We start from the raw sequence: 15,174 nt of genomic DNA, 5'->3' as shown, positions 1-15,174 counted from the left end.
GCGTCCATGGCTTCTTCCACAGCGGACAGCTCCAGCAAGTTCTACTCTGCGTTCTCCCTCGTCGCCGCGATCGGCGCGGCAGCCGTGGCCAAGAAGGGCCTCAACTCGTCCTGGCGCGCGGCCACCGGGAAGAACCCGCCCGCCAACCCGGCCGACCCCGACGTCAGCATCGGTGAGGCCGTCATGTGGGCCGCCGTCAGCGGCACCCTGATCGGCGTCGCACGCATGCTCGCCACCCGCCGCGCAGCGCACTACTACGCCAAGTCCACCGGCCACCTCCCCCCGCAGCTCAAGAAGGACGGCCAGGACGCCGACAAGGCGCCCGCCGCCGAGTCCTGACGTCGGACAGCCTCTCCAGATCCACCGAGCCCACCCGCGCCCCGGCGCCGGAGCCGGCCCCGGGCTCGCTCGTCGGAGTCCGGGCCGGTCCGGACTCTCGGCAGGACGACCTCCCCGCTCACGCCCCTCGGCCCCCCGCGGGCGTACCTCGCCCGACCATGGCCAGTGAGTCTCCCAGCGACTCATTGACATCGGGCGCCCCCGCCAACGGCTCACTAGCCGGTGAGTCGCTCAGCGACTCACCGGCCACTGTGCGGTCCGGGGGGTCGACACGCCCGGCCCGGACGACATCCGTGGCCACGAAGCGTCCACAGGGGCGACCAGGAGTGGTCGGCGCCGCCTCCTGTGGAGAGGGCTGCCACCGCTGTCGGCTCCTCGCGGTTCGCTCGTCGTACGACAGACGGCGATCACAAGGAGGAAGGCACATGAGCGGTACGACGGCGGGGCGCGGGGCGGCCGGGGGCAGGGCGGCGGGACTGAGTGAGGCGGAGCTCGTGTGGCTGCACATGGGTCCCTTCGACGGGGGCGTGCCGGGGCTCGTCCGGCGAGTCAGACGGATCCTCGACGTGTCGCAGCGCGGACTGGCCCTCCTGCTCGGGGTGTCCCAGTCGGCAGTGGCGCGGTGGGAGACCGAGCGCACGAGTCCGCGGGTGAGCGTCCTGCAGCGAATGCTGCGCCTCGCCGGCATCGCGGTAGCCCTGCACGATGAGACGTCAGGTGAGCGGGTCGAGCCGATGCGGGCCGACGGCGCCCGTGCGCGCAACGGGAACCGCTACCCGGCCCACGTCGACCTCCGGGTGACCGGGTGGTGGGTGCCGCGGAAGTACCGGGACATGACGAGTATCGACTACTTCACCAGTGTCGACCGCTCACGCAGGGTGGGGACGCCGTGCGTCCGCTACCGGACGTGCCCGCACCGGCGAAGGGTGGAGCGGATGCTCTTCGGAACGCCCGTCGACCACCCGGCCAGGCATCAGCTCAGGGCCGAGGCCGTGCACCTCGACGAGGAGCGGGAGGCTCGCAGGAGGGCGCTCTCGACACCGCCCCGCCGCGCCGGGTGACCCGACCAGCCACCGACCAGCGGCCCCAGACACGCCACAGCGCCCGCCCCTCGCGAGGAGGAACAGGCGCCGTCGTGTTCGAAGGCCCAGCCCGAGCCCCATTCCGAACCCAGGATCAGGTTCGGAGACCCAGCAACCGGACTCAGATGCAGTCGCGGCAGATGAGCTTCTTCTCGTCGGCCAGCTGCGACCGGTGGTGCACCAGGAAGCAGCTCATGCAGGTGAACTCGTCGTCCTGCCGAGGCATGACCTCGACCGCGAGCTCCTCGTGCGAGAGGTCGGCGCCCGGGAGCTCGAAGGACTCAGCGGCCTCGGTCTCGTCCTCGTCGACCTTGCCGGAGTTCTTGTCGTGGCGTCGGGCCTTGAGCTCCTCGATGCTCTCCTCGCTCTGGTCCTCCTCGGACTTGCGTGGTGCGTCGTAGTCGGTGGCCATCGTTACCTCTCCCCATGCTGTGGACCCGTCCTGCCGGATCGCGGCGGGACGTCCCAGTTGTGCGCGTCGTCGGCGCCAGATTGTGCACCATGAACCGGCTCCGTGGTGAGCCGGTCCGCGACGTGTCGCCTGAACAGTGGGTGACGTCTCGCTATTCCCGCCTCGGCAGGCGGGTCCAGCCCACCCCCACGGGGGGCGCCTCAGGCGATGAACCCCGCTGTCGCGAGCGCGGCGACGAAGTCGTCCCAGCCGTCTGCGGGGGCGCCCACGACCACGTTGCGCAGGGGGTGCGAGCCGAGGGTGAAGGTGCCGTCGAGCAGCTCGAAGCGACCGCCGGCCTCGCGCAGCACCAGCCCACCGGCGGACCAGTCCCACGGCTGCGGCCCGGCCTCGACGTAACCGTCGCCGCTGCCGTCCGCCACGTGGCACAGGTCGAGGGCGCACGAGCCCATCCGGCGGATGTCACGGACCTCGGGCAGTAGCGCGGCCACACAGCCCGCTTGGTGCTCGCGCACCTCACGCTGGTAGCCGAAGCCCGTCAGCACGAGACGCTCGGCGAGCGGCGGCGACGGCCGGACGGAGATCGCCGACCCGTCACGCGTCGCACCGTGCCCCGACGCAGCGGCGTACTCGACACCTGTGGGGATCGTCACCACGGCGCCAGCGACCACGACTCCGTCCACCTCGGCGGCCACGGACACGGCGCAGTCGGGCAGGCCGTAGAGGTAGTTCACGGTCCCGTCGATCGGGTCGAGGACCCAGCGGACCCCTGAGGTGCCGTCCCGGTCGTCGCCCTCCTCCCCGAGGATCGCGTCGTCAGGGCGCTGGGCGACAATGCGGGAGCGCAGCAGCTCCTCGACGGCCCGGTCGGCCTCCGTGACGACGTCGACCGCACTGGTCTTGGTGTCGGCCACGTCGATGCCGCCGCGCCGCATCTCGCGGGCCAGGCCGGCACCCTCGTGGGCCAGGGACGTGGCCAGGTCGCGCAGCTCGACGGGAGCGACCGTCACGAGTCGGCCCCGCACAGGGCCGGGCGCGGTCCTCGCGGGTTGGGGCAGCAACCCGCTCCGCACAGGTCGGGCCCCGCCGGCATCGAGCCCAGCGCCGGGCGTTCGGGCGACTCGCCCCGCTCGGCCGCGGCCCGCTCCAGCACGAGGTCGCGGACCATCGCCACGAACCGCGAGTCGGTCCCTGCCGTCGACGCGCGCACCGCCTTCATGCCCAGGCGCTCGGCGGTCGCCATCGCCTCGGTGTCGAGGTCGTAGATGACCTCCATGTGGTCGGAGACGAACCCGATCGGGGCGAGCACCACGCCGCTCACCCCGTCGGTGGCCAGCTCCTCGAGGTGGTCGTTGACGTCGGGCTCCAGCCACGGCGTGGACGGCGCACCCGAGCGCGAGCAGTAGACCAGGTCGTGGCGGTGGGCCCGCCCGGTGGCCTCCCGGACCCGCCGGGCGATCTCGTCGGCGGCACTGCGGTGCTGCTTGACGTAGGCCCCGCGCGGCTGTCCGGCCGGGTCCTCCGAGCCGCTGGTCTCGGCCATCGCGGTCGGGATCGAGTGGGTGACGAACACGAGCCGCGCCCGGTCGCCCCCGTCGGGCAGCGCCGCCAGGGCCTCCAGGCAGGCGTCGACGGCGGGCTCGAGGAAGCCCGGGTGGTTGTAGTACTGCCGGAGCTTGTCGAGGCGAGGCGCGCCGTCGGTCTGCTCGACGGCGTCCCACAGGTTCTCGCGGTACTGCCGGCACGACGACCACGACGAGTACGCCGACGTGGCGAAGACCGCCGCGCGCTGGACGCCGTCAGCGGTCATCTGCGCGAGCGTGTCGGCGAGGTAGGGGTCCCAGTTGCGGTTGCCGAAGTAGACCGGCAGGTCGATGCCCTGGTCGGCGAAGTCCTTCTCGAGCGCCGCGATCAGCGCCCGGTTCTGGTCGTTGATCGGGCTCTTGCCGCCGAACAGGAAGTAGTGCTCCCCCACCTGCTCGAGGCGCTCGCGCGGGATCCCGCGCCCGCGGGTGACGTTCTCGAGGAACGGCACCACGTCCTCAGGCTTCTCGGGACCTCCGAAGGAGAGGACCAGGAGAGCGTCGTACGGCTTCACGTCCGGGTGACCCGCAGGATTCATGGGGCCAGCGTAGAGCGGCCTACCATCCCGCTTGTGCTCGACTCCTACCGCCGGGTGCTGGCACGCCCCGGCGCGTTCGGCTTCAGCAGCGCCGCCCTCGTCGCCCGGCTCCCCATCTCGATGGTCGGGCTGGGCATCGTCCTGCTGGTCGAGGAACGCACCGGCTCCTACGGGCTGGCCGGGACGGTCTCGGCGGTGTTCGTGCTGGCCGAGGCCGCGTTCGCGGTGCTGCACGGACGGTGGGTCGACCACTTCGGACAGGCGCGCGTCCTGCCGCTGGCGATCTCGGTGTTCGGCACCGGTCTCGCGCTGATGATGCTCGCCGTCGAGCAGGACTGGCCGCGGATCTGGACGTACGTCTTCGCGGCCGTCGCCGGCGCCGCGCTCCCCCAGGTCGGCGCCAGCGTCCGCACCCGGTGGTCGCACCTGCTCGACGACCCGGGTGAGAAGCAGACGGCGTTCGCCCTCGAGGCCGTCCTCGACGAGGTCGTCTTCGTCGTGGGCCCGGTGCTCGTCACCCTGCTGGCCACCAGCTGGCACCCGGTCGCGGGCCTCACCTTCGCGCTGGTCAGCGGGGTGGTCGGCACCTTCGCGTTCGCAGCGCAGCGGCGCACCGAGCCCCCCGCCGGGCGCAGCTCGCCGGCAGGCCCACGGCCCCCGATGCCCTGGCGGCTCGTCCTGACGCTCGCGCTCGTCTGCCTGACCCTCGGCGCGCTCTTCGGCGCCGCCGAGGTCACCACGGTCGCCTTCGCCGAGGAGCAGGGCCAGCGCTGGGTGGCGGGCTGGCTGCTGGCGGTGTGGTCGCTCGGCAGCCTCGTCGCCGGGCTGGTGACCGGCGCGATCGCCTGGCGCAGCGGCCCGGACGTCCGGCTGAGGTGGGGGTCCGCGGCGATGGCGCTGGCGATGGCACCGCTGATGTTCGTCGACTCCGTCCCGGTGATGGCCGTGGTCCTGCTGGTCGGCGGGCTCGCCATCGCGCCCACGATGATCGGCGCGATGACGATGGTCGAGCAGGGCGTCCCGTCCGGTCGCCTCACCGAGGGCATGGCGATCCTGCACACGGGGATCGTGGCGGGCGTGGCCCCCGGCGCCAGCATCGCCGGGTTCGTCGTGGACCACAGCGGGGCCTCGGCGGCGTACGCCGTGGCGCTGGCCGGCGGACTGCTCGGCGCGCTCGCCGCGCAGGCGGCCCGCCCGGCCCCTAGTCTGCGGGCATGAGCTCCGCCCTCCACGGTCACCTCTGGCGCAACTGGTCCGGGCTCGAGGAGGCCGTCCCCCGCCACGTCGAGACGCCCGGCTCCGTCGAGGCAGTCGTGGACGTCGTACGCCGGACGCGTGACGCGGGCACGACCGTCAAGATGACCGGCACCGGGCACAGCTTCACCGCCATCGCGGCACCCGAGCACACCCTGCTGCGCCCCGAGGGGCTGCGCGGCATCCTCGCCGTGGACCGCGAGGCCATGACGGTGACGGCCCGCGCCGGCACCCGGCTCAAGGACCTCAACCTCGCCCTCGAGCACCTCGGTCTCTCCCTGCACAACATGGGCGACATCGCCGAGCAGACGCTCGCGGGCGCGGTCTCCACCGGCACCCACGGGACCGGTGGCACGGCGGCCGGCCTGGCCGCCCAGCTCGCCGGCCTCGAGATGGTCACCGGGACCGGTGAGGTGCTGCGCGCCTCCGCGACCGAGAACCCGGACGTCTTCGACCTCGCCCGCGTCGGTCTCGGCGCGCTCGGCGTCCTGACCAGCCTGACCTTCCACGTCGAGCCGCTCTTCGTCGTCGAGGCCCACGAGCAGCCGATGACGTGGGAGCGCGGGCTGGCGTCGTACGACGAGATGGCGGACGCCGCGCACCACCTCGACCTCTACTGGTTCCCGCGCACCGACCGCCTCATGGTCAAGCAGAACGTCCGCACCGACCTCGACCCCGGCGAGCAGCAGCCCCCGTCGCGCGCCGCGGCGTGGTGGGAGGACGAGGTGCTGTCGAACGGCATCTTCGGCGCCCTGTGCCGCGTCGGCTCGCGGGCGCCCGCCCTGGTCCCGCGCATCAACCGGGTCGCCGCCCGCGCGCAGTCCGAGCGCCGCTACAGCGACCTCGCGCACCGGGTCTTCGTGACGCCGCGACGGGTGCGCTTCCGGGAGATGGAGTACGCCGTCCCGCGCGAGGTCGGGCTCGACGTGCTCCGCGCGTGCCGCCGGGCCATCGACGCCAGCGACTGGCGCATCGCGTTCCCCGTCGAGGTACGCACCGCCCGCGCCGACGACGTCGCGCTGTCGACCGCCCACGGCCGCGACAGCCTCTACCTCGCCTTCCACGTGCCGGCCGACACCGACCACACGGCCTACTTCGGCGGGCTCGAGCCGATCCTGCGCGAGGCGGGCGGGCGCCCCCACTGGGGCAAGGTGCACACCCGCACGACCGCGGACCTGGCACCGGCGTACGACCGCTTCGAGGACTTCCTCGCGCTGCGCGACCGGCTCGATCCCGACCGGGTCTTCGCCAATGCGCACCTCCGGCGGGTGCTGGGCGACTAGACGTTGGCCGGGCCCTTGGGCAGGGGTGCTCGCCACCCGCGCACGAGCGCGAGCAACCGCCAGGTGAGGCAGGTGGAGAACCCGGCCGCGGCGACCACGAGGAACGGCAGGTCGGCGCGATCGAGGAGCACCGCGACGGCGGCCCCCGCCAGGGCCGGGGTCGCATAGAGGACACCCTCGAAGATCACCGGGACGCTGCCGACGAGCACGTCGCGGATCACGCCGCCGCCGACTCCGGTGACCATCCCCATGAGGGCCGCCGGCACCGGGCCGAGGCCGAACTCGACGGCCTTCAGCGCGCCGGTCACGCAGAACACCGCCAGCCCGAAGGCGTCGAAGAGGGTCACCACCCGTTCGAGGCGCCCGACCGCGGGGTGGAAGGCGAAGGTGAGCAGCCCGGCGAAGACGGGGACCAACAGGTAGCGCCAGTCGGTCAGGGCGGCCGGTGGCGTCGCACCGATCAGCACGTCGCGGATGAAGCCGCCGCCCAGCCCGGTGATGCCGCCGAGGACGAGCGCCGCGAAGAGGTCCAGGTTCTTGCGGACCGCGACCAGCGCTCCGGCGACCGCGAAGAAGAAGATCCCCGTCAGGTCGAGGACGACCAGCGGCGTCGCGAACTCCGGCTCAGGCACATCGGAAGCCTAGGGCGCGCCGCGGGGGCAACCGTGCCGGGGCACCGCGCTGGCGTAGGCTCGAGCGACACGGATTCCCCGTGCACCGCCGACCACCTCGACCGCCCCGACCACCCGCCAGGCAGGAGTCCGCCGTCCATGGCCAAGCTGACGTTCACCGGACGCAGCAGGGACGGCAAGCGCCTGCTCCTGGTGGACCAGTCGGGCCAGGAGCACACCCTGGCGATCGACCCCCGGCTCCGTCGCGCCGTCAGCGGCGCCCCCGACAGCAGCGGCCCCGACACGTCTGGCCAGTTGGAGATCCCGATGGAATCAACCCTCCGCCCCCGCGACATCCAGATGCGCATCCGGGCCGGTGAGTCACCCGAGGCGGTGGCCCACGCCGCCGGCACCTCGGTGGAGAAGATCATGCCGTTCGCGGCGCCGGTGATGGCCGAGCGCGCCCACGTCGCCGAGCGTGCGCTGCTGGCCTCCGTACGCCGCCGCGCGTCCGAGTCCGGCGCCCGCACCCTCGGCGAGGCCGTGGCTGCCCACCTCCGCGCACACGACGTCGACCCGGCCAGCGTCGAGTGGGACGCCTGGCGCCGCGAGGACGGCCGGTGGACGCTGACCGCGCTGTACGACGTGGGCGGTCGCATCGGGACCGCGACGTTCTCGCACGACCCGCGCGGCAGCTTCGTGACGCTCGACGACGACGACGCACGGTGGCTGGTCGGCGACGCCACCCCGGTTGCCGAGACCGCGGCGACAGCCGCGCCGGCATCCGACGACCTCGCGGCCGCGCGCCAGCGTCGGCTCACCGCGATCGGTGACGACCTGCCGCTCGGCGACGACGCGATCGAGATGGTCACCGCCGAGGAGCCCTCCGCCACCCCGGAGGAGACCACGATGGAGCTCTCCGACACCGGGCTGGGCGCCGAGCAGCCGGTCGAGGCCTACCTCGACGACCGGGGCGACGACCGGGGCGACCGCAACGCCGAGGACACGGCCGACGCGCCGGCCGACGCGCCGGCCGAGGCCCAGCCGGAGCCGGCCGCCGAGACCCCTGCCGAGCCGAAGCCCAGGCCGGCCAAGAAGCGCGGCCGCGCGTCGGTTCCGAGCTGGGACGAGATCATGTTCGGCGGCGGCAAGGGCGACTGACGCTTGCGCCTCGTCCAGCTCAACGTCCACCCGCTCAAGTCCGGCGCCATCCGTCCGATCAGGTCCACGACCGTGCAGCCACGCGGCCTGGTCGACGACCGGACATGGATGGTGGTCGACGGTGCAGGCCGCCTCGTCTCGGCACGCGAGGTGCACCGCCTCTTCCACGTGGTCGCCGACACGCCGTCGACCGATCCGTCCGTCACCGCCGCGCTCCGGCTCCGCGCCCCGGGTCACCCCGACCTGCTCGTCGACGTCCCCGGAGCCGCGCCGGTCGACGTCCACCTGTTCTCCCTCGACCTGCAGGCCCGACCCGCCGGACCGGACGCCGACGCGTGGGTGCGCTCCGTGCTGGGACGCGGCGACCTGCGCCTGGTCTGGTGCCACGCCCCCGAGCGGCGCTCGCTGCAACCGGGGTTCTCCCGCCCCGGCGACCACGCCGCGTTCCCCGACTCGTTCCCGGTGACGATCGCATCCCTCGCCTCGATGCGCCGGCTCAACGACTGGATCCTCGAGCGCTCGCTCGAGCTCGGTGAGGTGCCGCCCGACCCGCTGCCGGTGGAACGCTTCCGCGCCAACCTCGTCGTCGACGGCGACGAACCGTTCGCCGAGGACGGCTGGACCCGGATCCTCGTCGGCGACGTCGCCTTCCGCATCGGCAAGCCGGTCGGCCGCTGCGTGATGGCGACCCTCGACCCGGTCACGCTCACGACCGCGAAGGAGCCGACGCGCACCCTGGCCCGGCACCGCCGCTCCGACGGCGGCAAGGTGCTCTTCGCCGTGCACCTCGTCCCCGAGACCACCGGCCTGATCAGCGTCGGGGACGAGGTCCGGGCGGGCTGATCAACCGGTCGCGACCGGCCGCTCCGGGTCGGTGATCCAGCCGCTCCAGCTCCCCGGGTAGAGCGCGGCACGGATGCCGGCGACCTCCATGGCGAGCAGGTCGTGGGCGGCGGTCACACCGGACCCGCAGTACGCGGCCACCGACGACGCCGTGTCGGCGCCCACAGCGGCGTACACCTCGCGGAGGCGCTCGGGAGCCAGGAAGCGCCCCCGCTCGTCGAGGTTGGCGGTCGTCGGCACGTTGACGGCGCCCGGCACGTGGCCGGCGACGGGGTCGACCGGTTCGGTCTCCCCGCGGTAGCGCTCGGGCGCCCGAGCGTCGATGAGGACCTCGACGTCCAGCACCTCCTCGGGGCCGACGGCGGGGGCCCTGTCGCTCGGCCCGACCGTGAAGTCGCCCGGCTCCACGTCCACCGGACCGGCCTCGGCCGGGTGCCCGTCCTCGAGCCACGCGGTCCACCCGCCGTCGAGGACGCGTACGTCGCGGTGGCCGTGGTGCCGCAGCAGCCACCACGCCCGCGCGGCCGCCCGCCCCTGCCAGTCGTCGTACACGACCACGGGGTGGTCGTCCCGCACCCCCGCGCGTCGCATCGCCGCCTCGAAGCGTCCCGGATCGGGCAGCGGGTGCCGACCGCCGGAGCCCGGCGGGTCGGCGAGGTCCTCGTCGAGGTCGACGTACGCCGCTCCCGGCACGTGGCCGGCCACGTGCTGCTCGCGCCCCGCCGGCCCGCCCATGAGGTAGCGCACGTCGAGGACGGTGACACCGCCGAGGTCCGCGGCGAGCTCGTCGGGGCTGGTCAGCGGTCCGCGGAGGTGGCTGCGGCGGAAGTCCTGGTCCATGGCCGGCACGGTAGCCGTCGCGCCGGGCGGAGGCTGTGACAGGATTCGCGCGACATGGCTGAACTGCACTTCTTCACCGGCACGATGGACTCCGGCAAGTCGACGCTGGCGCTCCAGACCAACCACAACCACGCCGCGCGCGGTCGCGTCGGGCGGATCTTCACGACCCACGACCGTTCCGGGCAGGCGGTGGTGTCCAGCCGCCTCGGTCTGACCCACGAGGCGCTCGAGGTCGACGAGGGCTTCGACTTCTGGGCCTACGTCGTCGACACGCTCACGCGTGGCGGGCGGATCGACTACCTCGTCTGCGACGAGGCCCAGTTCTACGCGGCCGAGCAGATCGACCAGCTGGCCAAGGTCGTCGACGAGCTGCAGATCGACGTCTTCGCCTTCGGCATCCTCACCGACTTCCGCTCCTACCTCTTCCCCGGGAGCGCGCGGCTCGTCGAGCTCGCCGACCGGATGAACGTGCTCCAGGTCGAGGCGCTGTGCTGGTGCGGCAAGCGCGCCACCCACAACGCCCGCACCGAGAACGGCGCGATGGTCGTCGAGGGTGAGGTCATCGTCGTCGGCGACGTGGACCAGGTCGACGAGCCGCCGGCCGGCCCCGACGACGTGGCCTACGAGGTGCTCTGCCGCCAGCACCACCGCCGACGTCTGACCGCCGCACGCGCCAAGGCGGTCAGCCTGGCCCCGGAACCGCTTCCCTTCGGCTGACCCCTGCGCGCGGGTCGCCGGCTCAGCCGACCAGGATCGGGATCAGCATCTCGGTCGAGGTCAGCGAGCCGTGGAGCCCGACCAGGGTGTCCTCGTAGGCGAAGTCGCGGCTCGACATCACCGCGTTGTCGCCGTGGCACGCGACCATGACGTCGCCCAGGCGCGGCAGCACGCCCGGCGACACGGCGCCGAACCAGCCCCGGCCGATGGCCTCCTCGCGGGTGAGGACGGTCGCTCGCTCCCCCAGCACCTCGCGCCAGGTGGTCACCACGTCGGCCACGGCACCCGCGGCGCAGTAGAGGTGGCGGAACCTGGCCTCGCCGCCGAGGAGCGCGACCCCGTCCCGCATCCCGTCGACCTCGTCGACGTCGACGCGCGACCCACGCGGGCTGTCGACCATGCCGTGGTCGGCGACGACCAGCAGGCGGGTCGAGGCCGGCAGCGCCTCGCGCAGCTGCTCGGCCTCGGCGTCGACCATCGCCAGCTGCTGCAGCCACTGCGTCGAGGCCACGCCGAACTTGTGGCCGGTCCAGTCGAGGTCGGAGTCGTAGACATAGGTCAGTGACGGCCGGTCCGCCGACGCGGCGACGGTCGCGGCGATCCGTTCGCCGACGCGGTCGGCGCCGACGTACGTCGCCCCGCGCTGCGAGGCGATCGTCAGGCCGGAGCCGTCGAAGTCACGCTTGTTGACCGAGGTGACGTGGACGCCGGCGTGGGCGAGCCGACCGAGCGCCGTCGGGTGCGGCTGCCACTCGACCGGGTCGACGTTCGTGTCCCACCAGAGGTGGTTGAGCAGCCGGTCGGTGCCCGGGATGCGGGCGGTGAAGCCGACGAGCCCGTGCGCACCCGGCACCAGCCCGGTGCCGAGGGAGGTGAGCGACGTGGCCGTGGTCGAGGGCACGCCGGCCGTCCCGGTGGAACCGCCGTCGACGAGCGACGACAGGTAGGGCGCCGCATGGGCGTAGCGGGTGAGCAGCTCGGCCCCCATGCCGTCGACGAGGAAGACGACGTACGACGGCGCGGGCGGGAGCTCGATCCCGGCGGGGTGCCCGTGCAGCTCGACGCCCAGAGCGCGGGCGACGGACGGCACGACGTCGGCGAGCGAGCGGTCGCCGTAGGCCGGCGGGGTGAAAACCGCCGGGGCGGTCATCCGCGGGTGCGCGCGGACAGGGCGTCCGCGAAGCCGAGCAGACCGGCCACGGCGTCGGCTCCCTCGGCGGCCGCCGAGACGCGGAGCGTGTAGTCGTCGCCGGCGAGGGTGCCGGTGTAGCCGTGGTCGGCGTCGCAGCTCGGGTCCGAGCAGGCGGCGGGCTCGAGGTCGAGGCGTCCCACGCCGCCCCAGCCGATCGTCAGCACGGCCTCGGCCGGCGGGGCGACGCCCTTGGTCGGGTTGGCCACCATCCGGGTCACGACCACGGTCCGGATGGACGTCAGGGTGACCGCCTCGGTGGTGGTGGAGGTGTAGGGCTCGGGCAGCAGGTCGTCGCCCGGGTGCTCGTCGGTGTGCGCGATGACCAGCCGGGTCGGCGTCAGCAGGAGCGCCGTGAGGTGCCGGCGTACCTCCTCGTGGTCGAACGTCGTCTCGTGGTGGACGAAGTAGGACACGACCTCCTCGCCGCCCGCCGCGGAGAAGACGCCGTCGGCGACGACCTCGGGGTAGTAGCCGGTGCGGTGGATCGCCTTGCGGAGGTCGTGGGAGACGTCCGCGTCACGGGTGGAGCGGGGCATGGTGGCAGTCTGTCACGCCGTGCTCAGTCCGGCAGGGTGTCCCCGGGCATCGTGCTCAGTCGACGGACGAACCAGTCCGAGCGGGGGTCCTTCACCGGCTCGACCCGCACGTTGGCACCGAGCACCGTGGCGCCCTCCGCACCGGCCAGCACGAGCGGCAGCTGCAGCGCCCGCACCTGGGGGAGGTCGTGCTGGAGCTGCGCCACCTGGCGCACCAGCCGCTCGATCTCCGCGACGTCGACGATCTCGCTGCCCCGGTAGCCGAAGAGCAGGGGCGAGGCCCTGATCTCGCGCACCATGTCCTGGGCGTCGTGGTCGGCCAGGGGCGGGATCCGGAAGGACCGGTCCCCCAGCAGCTCGGTCAGCGGACCGCCGATGCCGAAGGACAGGACGGGGCCGAAGAGCGGGTCCTCCATCGTCGCGATCGTGACGGGCACCCCCGGCGGCGCGTTGCCCTGCACGACGAACCCGGCGTTGTCGGGGTCGGTGATCAGGCTGGTGAGCGAGCGCCACGCCTGCGCCATCTCGTCGGGGGTGTCGATGTTGCGCCACACGTGGGCCAGGTCGGGCCGGTCGCGCAGGTGGTCCGCGGTCGCCTTCAGCACGACGTCCCAGCCCAGCGTCTCCCCCGCCGTCGTGGCCTCGTCGAGGGTGGCGACGGCGTAGGTGTCCCACAGGTCGATGCCGTAGGCGGTGAGCAGGCGGTGCTGCTCGTCGAAGTCCAGGTCGCGCCCCTCGGGGTGGCGCATGAGTACCTCGTTGACGAGGTGGCGGGCCGCGTCGAGGTCGTTGGAGCCGGGCTCGATGGCCGTCACCTGCGGCACGCGCAGCCACACGGCGTACTCGACGACCCGCGCGAGCGCGCGCACGGCGGCCTCGACGGCGGGGTACGACGGCACCGACCCGCGACCGGCGCTCGACCCCGCGACGTCGGGCACGCGCAGCAGCTCGGGGACGCCCTCGGTGCCGAGGAAGGTGGACACGATGGGCTTGTCGGACTGCTCACCCACCGCGGCGAGCACGTTGGCGACGTCCTCGCGGGCGCCCGCGACGTTGAGGGGCGGGATGAAGATCGCGACCACCGCGTCGACCTCGGGGTCGTCGATGGCGGCGTCGAGGGCGTCCTCGAAGTCCTCCGCGGTGGCGTCCGCGCCGAGCGCCTCCTGCCGGTTGACGACGAGGCCGACACCGTTGGCGGCGTCGGCCGCGAGCAGGCCGAGGGCGTCGGAGTTGCCGACGATCGCGACCCGGCGCCCGCGCGGCAGCGGCTGGTGGGCGAGCAGCTGGGCGACGTCGAACATCTCCTCCAGCGACTCGACCTGGATGATCCCGGCCTGGCGGAACATCGCGTCGACGGCCTCGCCCGGCGCCCCGATCTTGCGCACCGCGTGCCCCATGGGGACGCCCTGCGAGCTGCGCCCCGACCGTACGGCGACGATCGGCTTGCGGCGACTCACCCGGCGCGCGATCCGCGAGAACTTGCGCGGGTTGCCGATGGACTCGAGGTAGAGCAGCACCACCTCGGTGGCGTCGTCCTCCTCCCAGTACTGCAGGAGGTCGTTGCCGGAGACGTCGGCGCGGTTGCCGGCGCTGACGAACGTGGTGAGGCCGAGGCCGCGGTTCTGCACCTTCTCCAGGATCGCCGAGCCGAGCGCTCCGGACTGGCAGAAGAACCCGGCGCGGCCGCGGGGCGGCATGACCGAGGACAGCGACGCGTTGAGCTGGACGTCGGGGTCGGTGTTGATGATGCCGAGCGCGTTGGGACCGATCAGCCGGAGGCCGTAGGACCGGGACAGCCCGACCAGCCGGCGCTGCCGCATCCGGCCCTCCTCACCGGTCTCGGCGAAGCCGGACGAGATCACGACCAGGCCGTGGACGCCCTTGGCGGCGCAGTCGAGGACGACGTCCTGGACCGACTCGGCGGGCACCGCGACGATCGCCACGTCGACGTCCCCCGGGATGTCGCCCACCGACTTCCACGCCGGCATCCCGGAGACCGAGTCGGCGCTCGGGTTGACCACGTGGATGCGACCGGTGAAGTTGCCGAGGACGAGGTGGCGCACCAGTGCGCGCCCGATGGTGTCCTGGCGCCGGCTCGCGCCGATGATCGCGACCGACCTCGGCGAGAAGAAGCGCTCGATCGAGGCGTACTCCGCGCGGTGCTCGCGCTGCTCCATGACGCCGAGCGCGGTGTCGGTCGGGTCGATCCGGAACACGAGCTCCATCACGCCGTCCTCGAACGTGCTCCTGACCTGGTAGCCGGCGTCCTTGAAGGTGTGGATCATCGCCTGGTTGTCGGGCAGGACCTCCGCGACGAACTCGTCGATGCCCCGCTCGCGCCCGGCCTGCGCGAGGTGCTCCAGCAGCAGCTGGCCGATGCCGCGGCCCTGGTGGGCGTCCTCGACGAGGAACGCCACCTCGGCGTAGCCGGGCCGGATGGTGTCGTAGCGGCCGACCGCGATCATGTGCCCGGCCACGAGCAGGATCATCGCGACGCGGTCGCGGTGGTCGACCTGCGTGAAGCGGTCGAGGTCGCGCTCGGACAGGAACGGCATGGGCGAGAAGAAGCGGTAGTACTTCGACTGGTCGGAGACCCGGCTGTAGAACTCGACGAGCAGCTCGCGGTCCTCGGGCTGGATCGGCCTGATGTGGGCCGTGCGCCCGTCGCGCAGCAGGACGTCGGCCTCCCAGTGCCGGGGCGGGCGCGTCGTACGCACCTCGTCTGCGGCGGCGTCCGTCTCGGTCACGACTGCAATCTATCCGCCCCTCCTCCTCGGCGTGC

15 protein-coding genes are annotated in these 15,174 nt (G+C 73.2%); 7 read left to right on the top strand and 8 right to left on the bottom strand.

From position 1 onward, the window contains the following. The first annotated feature begins 6 nt into the window (after positions 1–6). Together ACNKF0_RS10945 and ACNKF0_RS10940 are read left to right on the top strand one after the other, a co-directional pair. Positions 7–339, top strand: a complete 333-nt coding sequence (locus tag ACNKF0_RS10945; protein WP_299929664.1) for a DUF4235 domain-containing protein — start codon at positions 7–9, stop codon at positions 337–339. Between the two features lie 425 nt (positions 340–764). Beyond that, positions 765–1,400, top strand: coding sequence for a helix-turn-helix transcriptional regulator (locus ACNKF0_RS10940; protein ID WP_416958311.1), 636 nt, complete (start codon positions 765–767; stop codon positions 1,398–1,400). Between the two features lie 142 nt (positions 1,401–1,542). On the opposite strand, the gene ACNKF0_RS10935 is transcribed toward ACNKF0_RS10940, so the two are convergent. The 3 genes from ACNKF0_RS10935 to ACNKF0_RS10925 form a co-directional block, all read right to left on the bottom strand. After that, the gene (locus tag ACNKF0_RS10935) at positions 1,543–1,833 is read right to left on the bottom strand and encodes a DUF4193 domain-containing protein (RefSeq protein WP_056600397.1); all 291 of its coding nucleotides are present in this window, start codon (positions 1,831–1,833) and stop codon (positions 1,543–1,545) included. A gap of 200 nt (positions 1,834–2,033) precedes the next feature. Continuing rightward, a complete protein-coding gene (locus tag ACNKF0_RS10930) occupies positions 2,034–2,843 on the bottom strand; it encodes an inositol monophosphatase family protein (protein ID WP_416958308.1) in 810 nt (269 codons plus the stop codon). After that, entirely contained in the window at positions 2,840–3,955 is a 1,116-nt protein-coding gene (locus ACNKF0_RS10925; RefSeq protein WP_416958306.1) for a ferrochelatase, read from the bottom strand. Before ACNKF0_RS10925 ends, ACNKF0_RS10930 begins: the two co-directional genes overlap by 4 nt. 33 nt (positions 3,956–3,988) lie before the next feature. Between ACNKF0_RS10925 and ACNKF0_RS10920 the strand changes: the two genes are divergently transcribed. Further along, complete coding sequence (locus ACNKF0_RS10920) at positions 3,989–5,173, top strand: MFS transporter (protein ID WP_416958304.1); 1,185 nt, start codon at positions 3,989–3,991, stop codon at positions 5,171–5,173. Beyond that, complete coding sequence (locus ACNKF0_RS10915) at positions 5,170–6,492, top strand: D-arabinono-1,4-lactone oxidase (RefSeq protein WP_416958301.1); 1,323 nt, start codon at positions 5,170–5,172, stop codon at positions 6,490–6,492. Before ACNKF0_RS10920 ends, ACNKF0_RS10915 begins: the two co-directional genes overlap by 4 nt. Here ACNKF0_RS10915 and ACNKF0_RS10910 read toward each other — a convergent pair. Then, the gene (locus tag ACNKF0_RS10910) at positions 6,489–7,124 is read right to left on the bottom strand and encodes a trimeric intracellular cation channel family protein (protein WP_299929684.1); all 636 of its coding nucleotides are present in this window, start codon (positions 7,122–7,124) and stop codon (positions 6,489–6,491) included. The genes ACNKF0_RS10915 and ACNKF0_RS10910 overlap by 4 nt on opposite strands. 138 nt (positions 7,125–7,262) lie before the next feature. Here ACNKF0_RS10910 and sepH point away from each other — a divergent pair, with 138 nt between their 5' ends. Continuing rightward, positions 7,263–8,264 carry a septation protein SepH gene (sepH, locus tag ACNKF0_RS10905; RefSeq protein WP_416958299.1) on the top strand — a complete coding sequence of 334 codons (1,002 nt, stop codon included), beginning with the start codon at positions 7,263–7,265 and terminating at the stop codon, positions 8,262–8,264. Positions 8,265–8,267: 3 nt separating this feature from the next. Continuing rightward, positions 8,268–9,107 (top strand): MOSC domain-containing protein, encoded by an 840-nt coding sequence (locus tag ACNKF0_RS10900; RefSeq protein ID WP_416958296.1) that lies wholly within the window; start codon positions 8,268–8,270, stop codon positions 9,105–9,107. On the opposite strand, the gene ACNKF0_RS10895 is transcribed toward ACNKF0_RS10900, so the two are convergent. Then, on the bottom strand, positions 9,108–9,947 hold the full coding sequence (locus ACNKF0_RS10895; protein WP_416958293.1) for a sulfurtransferase: 840 nt from the start codon (positions 9,945–9,947) through the stop codon (positions 9,108–9,110). It abuts the gene before it with no gap. A 54-nt stretch (positions 9,948–10,001) separates the two neighbouring features. Between ACNKF0_RS10895 and ACNKF0_RS10890 the strand changes: the two genes are divergently transcribed. Then, positions 10,002–10,664: a thymidine kinase gene (locus ACNKF0_RS10890; RefSeq protein WP_416958291.1), complete on the top strand. Its 663-nt coding sequence runs from the start codon at positions 10,002–10,004 to the stop codon at positions 10,662–10,664. A 22-nt stretch (positions 10,665–10,686) separates the two neighbouring features. Here the strand turns inward: ACNKF0_RS10890 and ACNKF0_RS10885 are convergent, their stop codons facing one another. From ACNKF0_RS10885 to ACNKF0_RS10875, 3 genes are read right to left on the bottom strand one after another with little or no spacing between them, the layout of a single operon-like run. Continuing rightward, positions 10,687–11,814 (bottom strand): alkaline phosphatase family protein, encoded by a 1,128-nt coding sequence (locus tag ACNKF0_RS10885; protein WP_299929699.1) that lies wholly within the window; start codon positions 11,812–11,814, stop codon positions 10,687–10,689. Continuing rightward, positions 11,811–12,392, bottom strand: a complete 582-nt coding sequence (locus tag ACNKF0_RS10880; RefSeq protein WP_299929702.1) for a DUF5998 family protein — start codon at positions 12,390–12,392, stop codon at positions 11,811–11,813. Before ACNKF0_RS10880 ends, ACNKF0_RS10885 begins: the two co-directional genes overlap by 4 nt. Positions 12,393–12,415: 23 nt before the next feature. Next, a complete protein-coding gene (locus tag ACNKF0_RS10875; protein ID WP_416958287.1) occupies positions 12,416–15,139 on the bottom strand; it encodes a GNAT family N-acetyltransferase in 2,724 nt (907 codons plus the stop codon). Positions 15,140–15,174 lie beyond the last annotated feature (35 nt).

This window comes from Nocardioides sp. T5 (assembly GCF_048161455.1).
Lineage (GTDB): Bacteria > Actinomycetota > Actinomycetes > Propionibacteriales > Nocardioidaceae > Nocardioides.
This window is presented reverse-complemented; position numbering and strand designations above follow the sequence as displayed.

What these genes read in the sequence shown, in the direction of transcription:
- ACNKF0_RS10925 (WP_416958306.1), bottom strand. Translation starts at nt 3,955, where the DNA reads ATGAATCCTGCGGGTCACCCGGACGTGAAGCCGTACGACGCTCTCCTG.
- sepH (WP_416958299.1), top strand. Translation starts at nt 7,263, where the DNA reads ATGGCCAAGCTGACGTTCACCGGACGCAGCAGGGACGGCAAGCGCCTG.
- ACNKF0_RS10880 (WP_299929702.1), bottom strand. Translation starts at nt 12,392, where the DNA reads ATGCCCCGCTCCACCCGTGACGCGGACGTCTCCCACGACCTCCGCAAG.
- ACNKF0_RS10915 (WP_416958301.1), top strand. Translation starts at nt 5,170, where the DNA reads ATGAGCTCCGCCCTCCACGGTCACCTCTGGCGCAACTGGTCCGGGCTC.
- ACNKF0_RS10940 (WP_416958311.1), top strand. Translation starts at nt 765, where the DNA reads ATGAGCGGTACGACGGCGGGGCGCGGGGCGGCCGGGGGCAGGGCGGCG.
- ACNKF0_RS10935 (WP_056600397.1), bottom strand. Translation starts at nt 1,833, where the DNA reads ATGGCCACCGACTACGACGCACCACGCAAGTCCGAGGAGGACCAGAGC.
- ACNKF0_RS10890 (WP_416958291.1), top strand. Translation starts at nt 10,002, where the DNA reads ATGGCTGAACTGCACTTCTTCACCGGCACGATGGACTCCGGCAAGTCG.
- ACNKF0_RS10945 (WP_299929664.1), top strand. Translation starts at nt 7, where the DNA reads ATGGCTTCTTCCACAGCGGACAGCTCCAGCAAGTTCTACTCTGCGTTC.
- ACNKF0_RS10895 (WP_416958293.1), bottom strand. Translation starts at nt 9,947, where the DNA reads ATGGACCAGGACTTCCGCCGCAGCCACCTCCGCGGACCGCTGACCAGC.
- ACNKF0_RS10885 (WP_299929699.1), bottom strand. Translation starts at nt 11,814, where the DNA reads ATGACCGCCCCGGCGGTTTTCACCCCGCCGGCCTACGGCGACCGCTCG.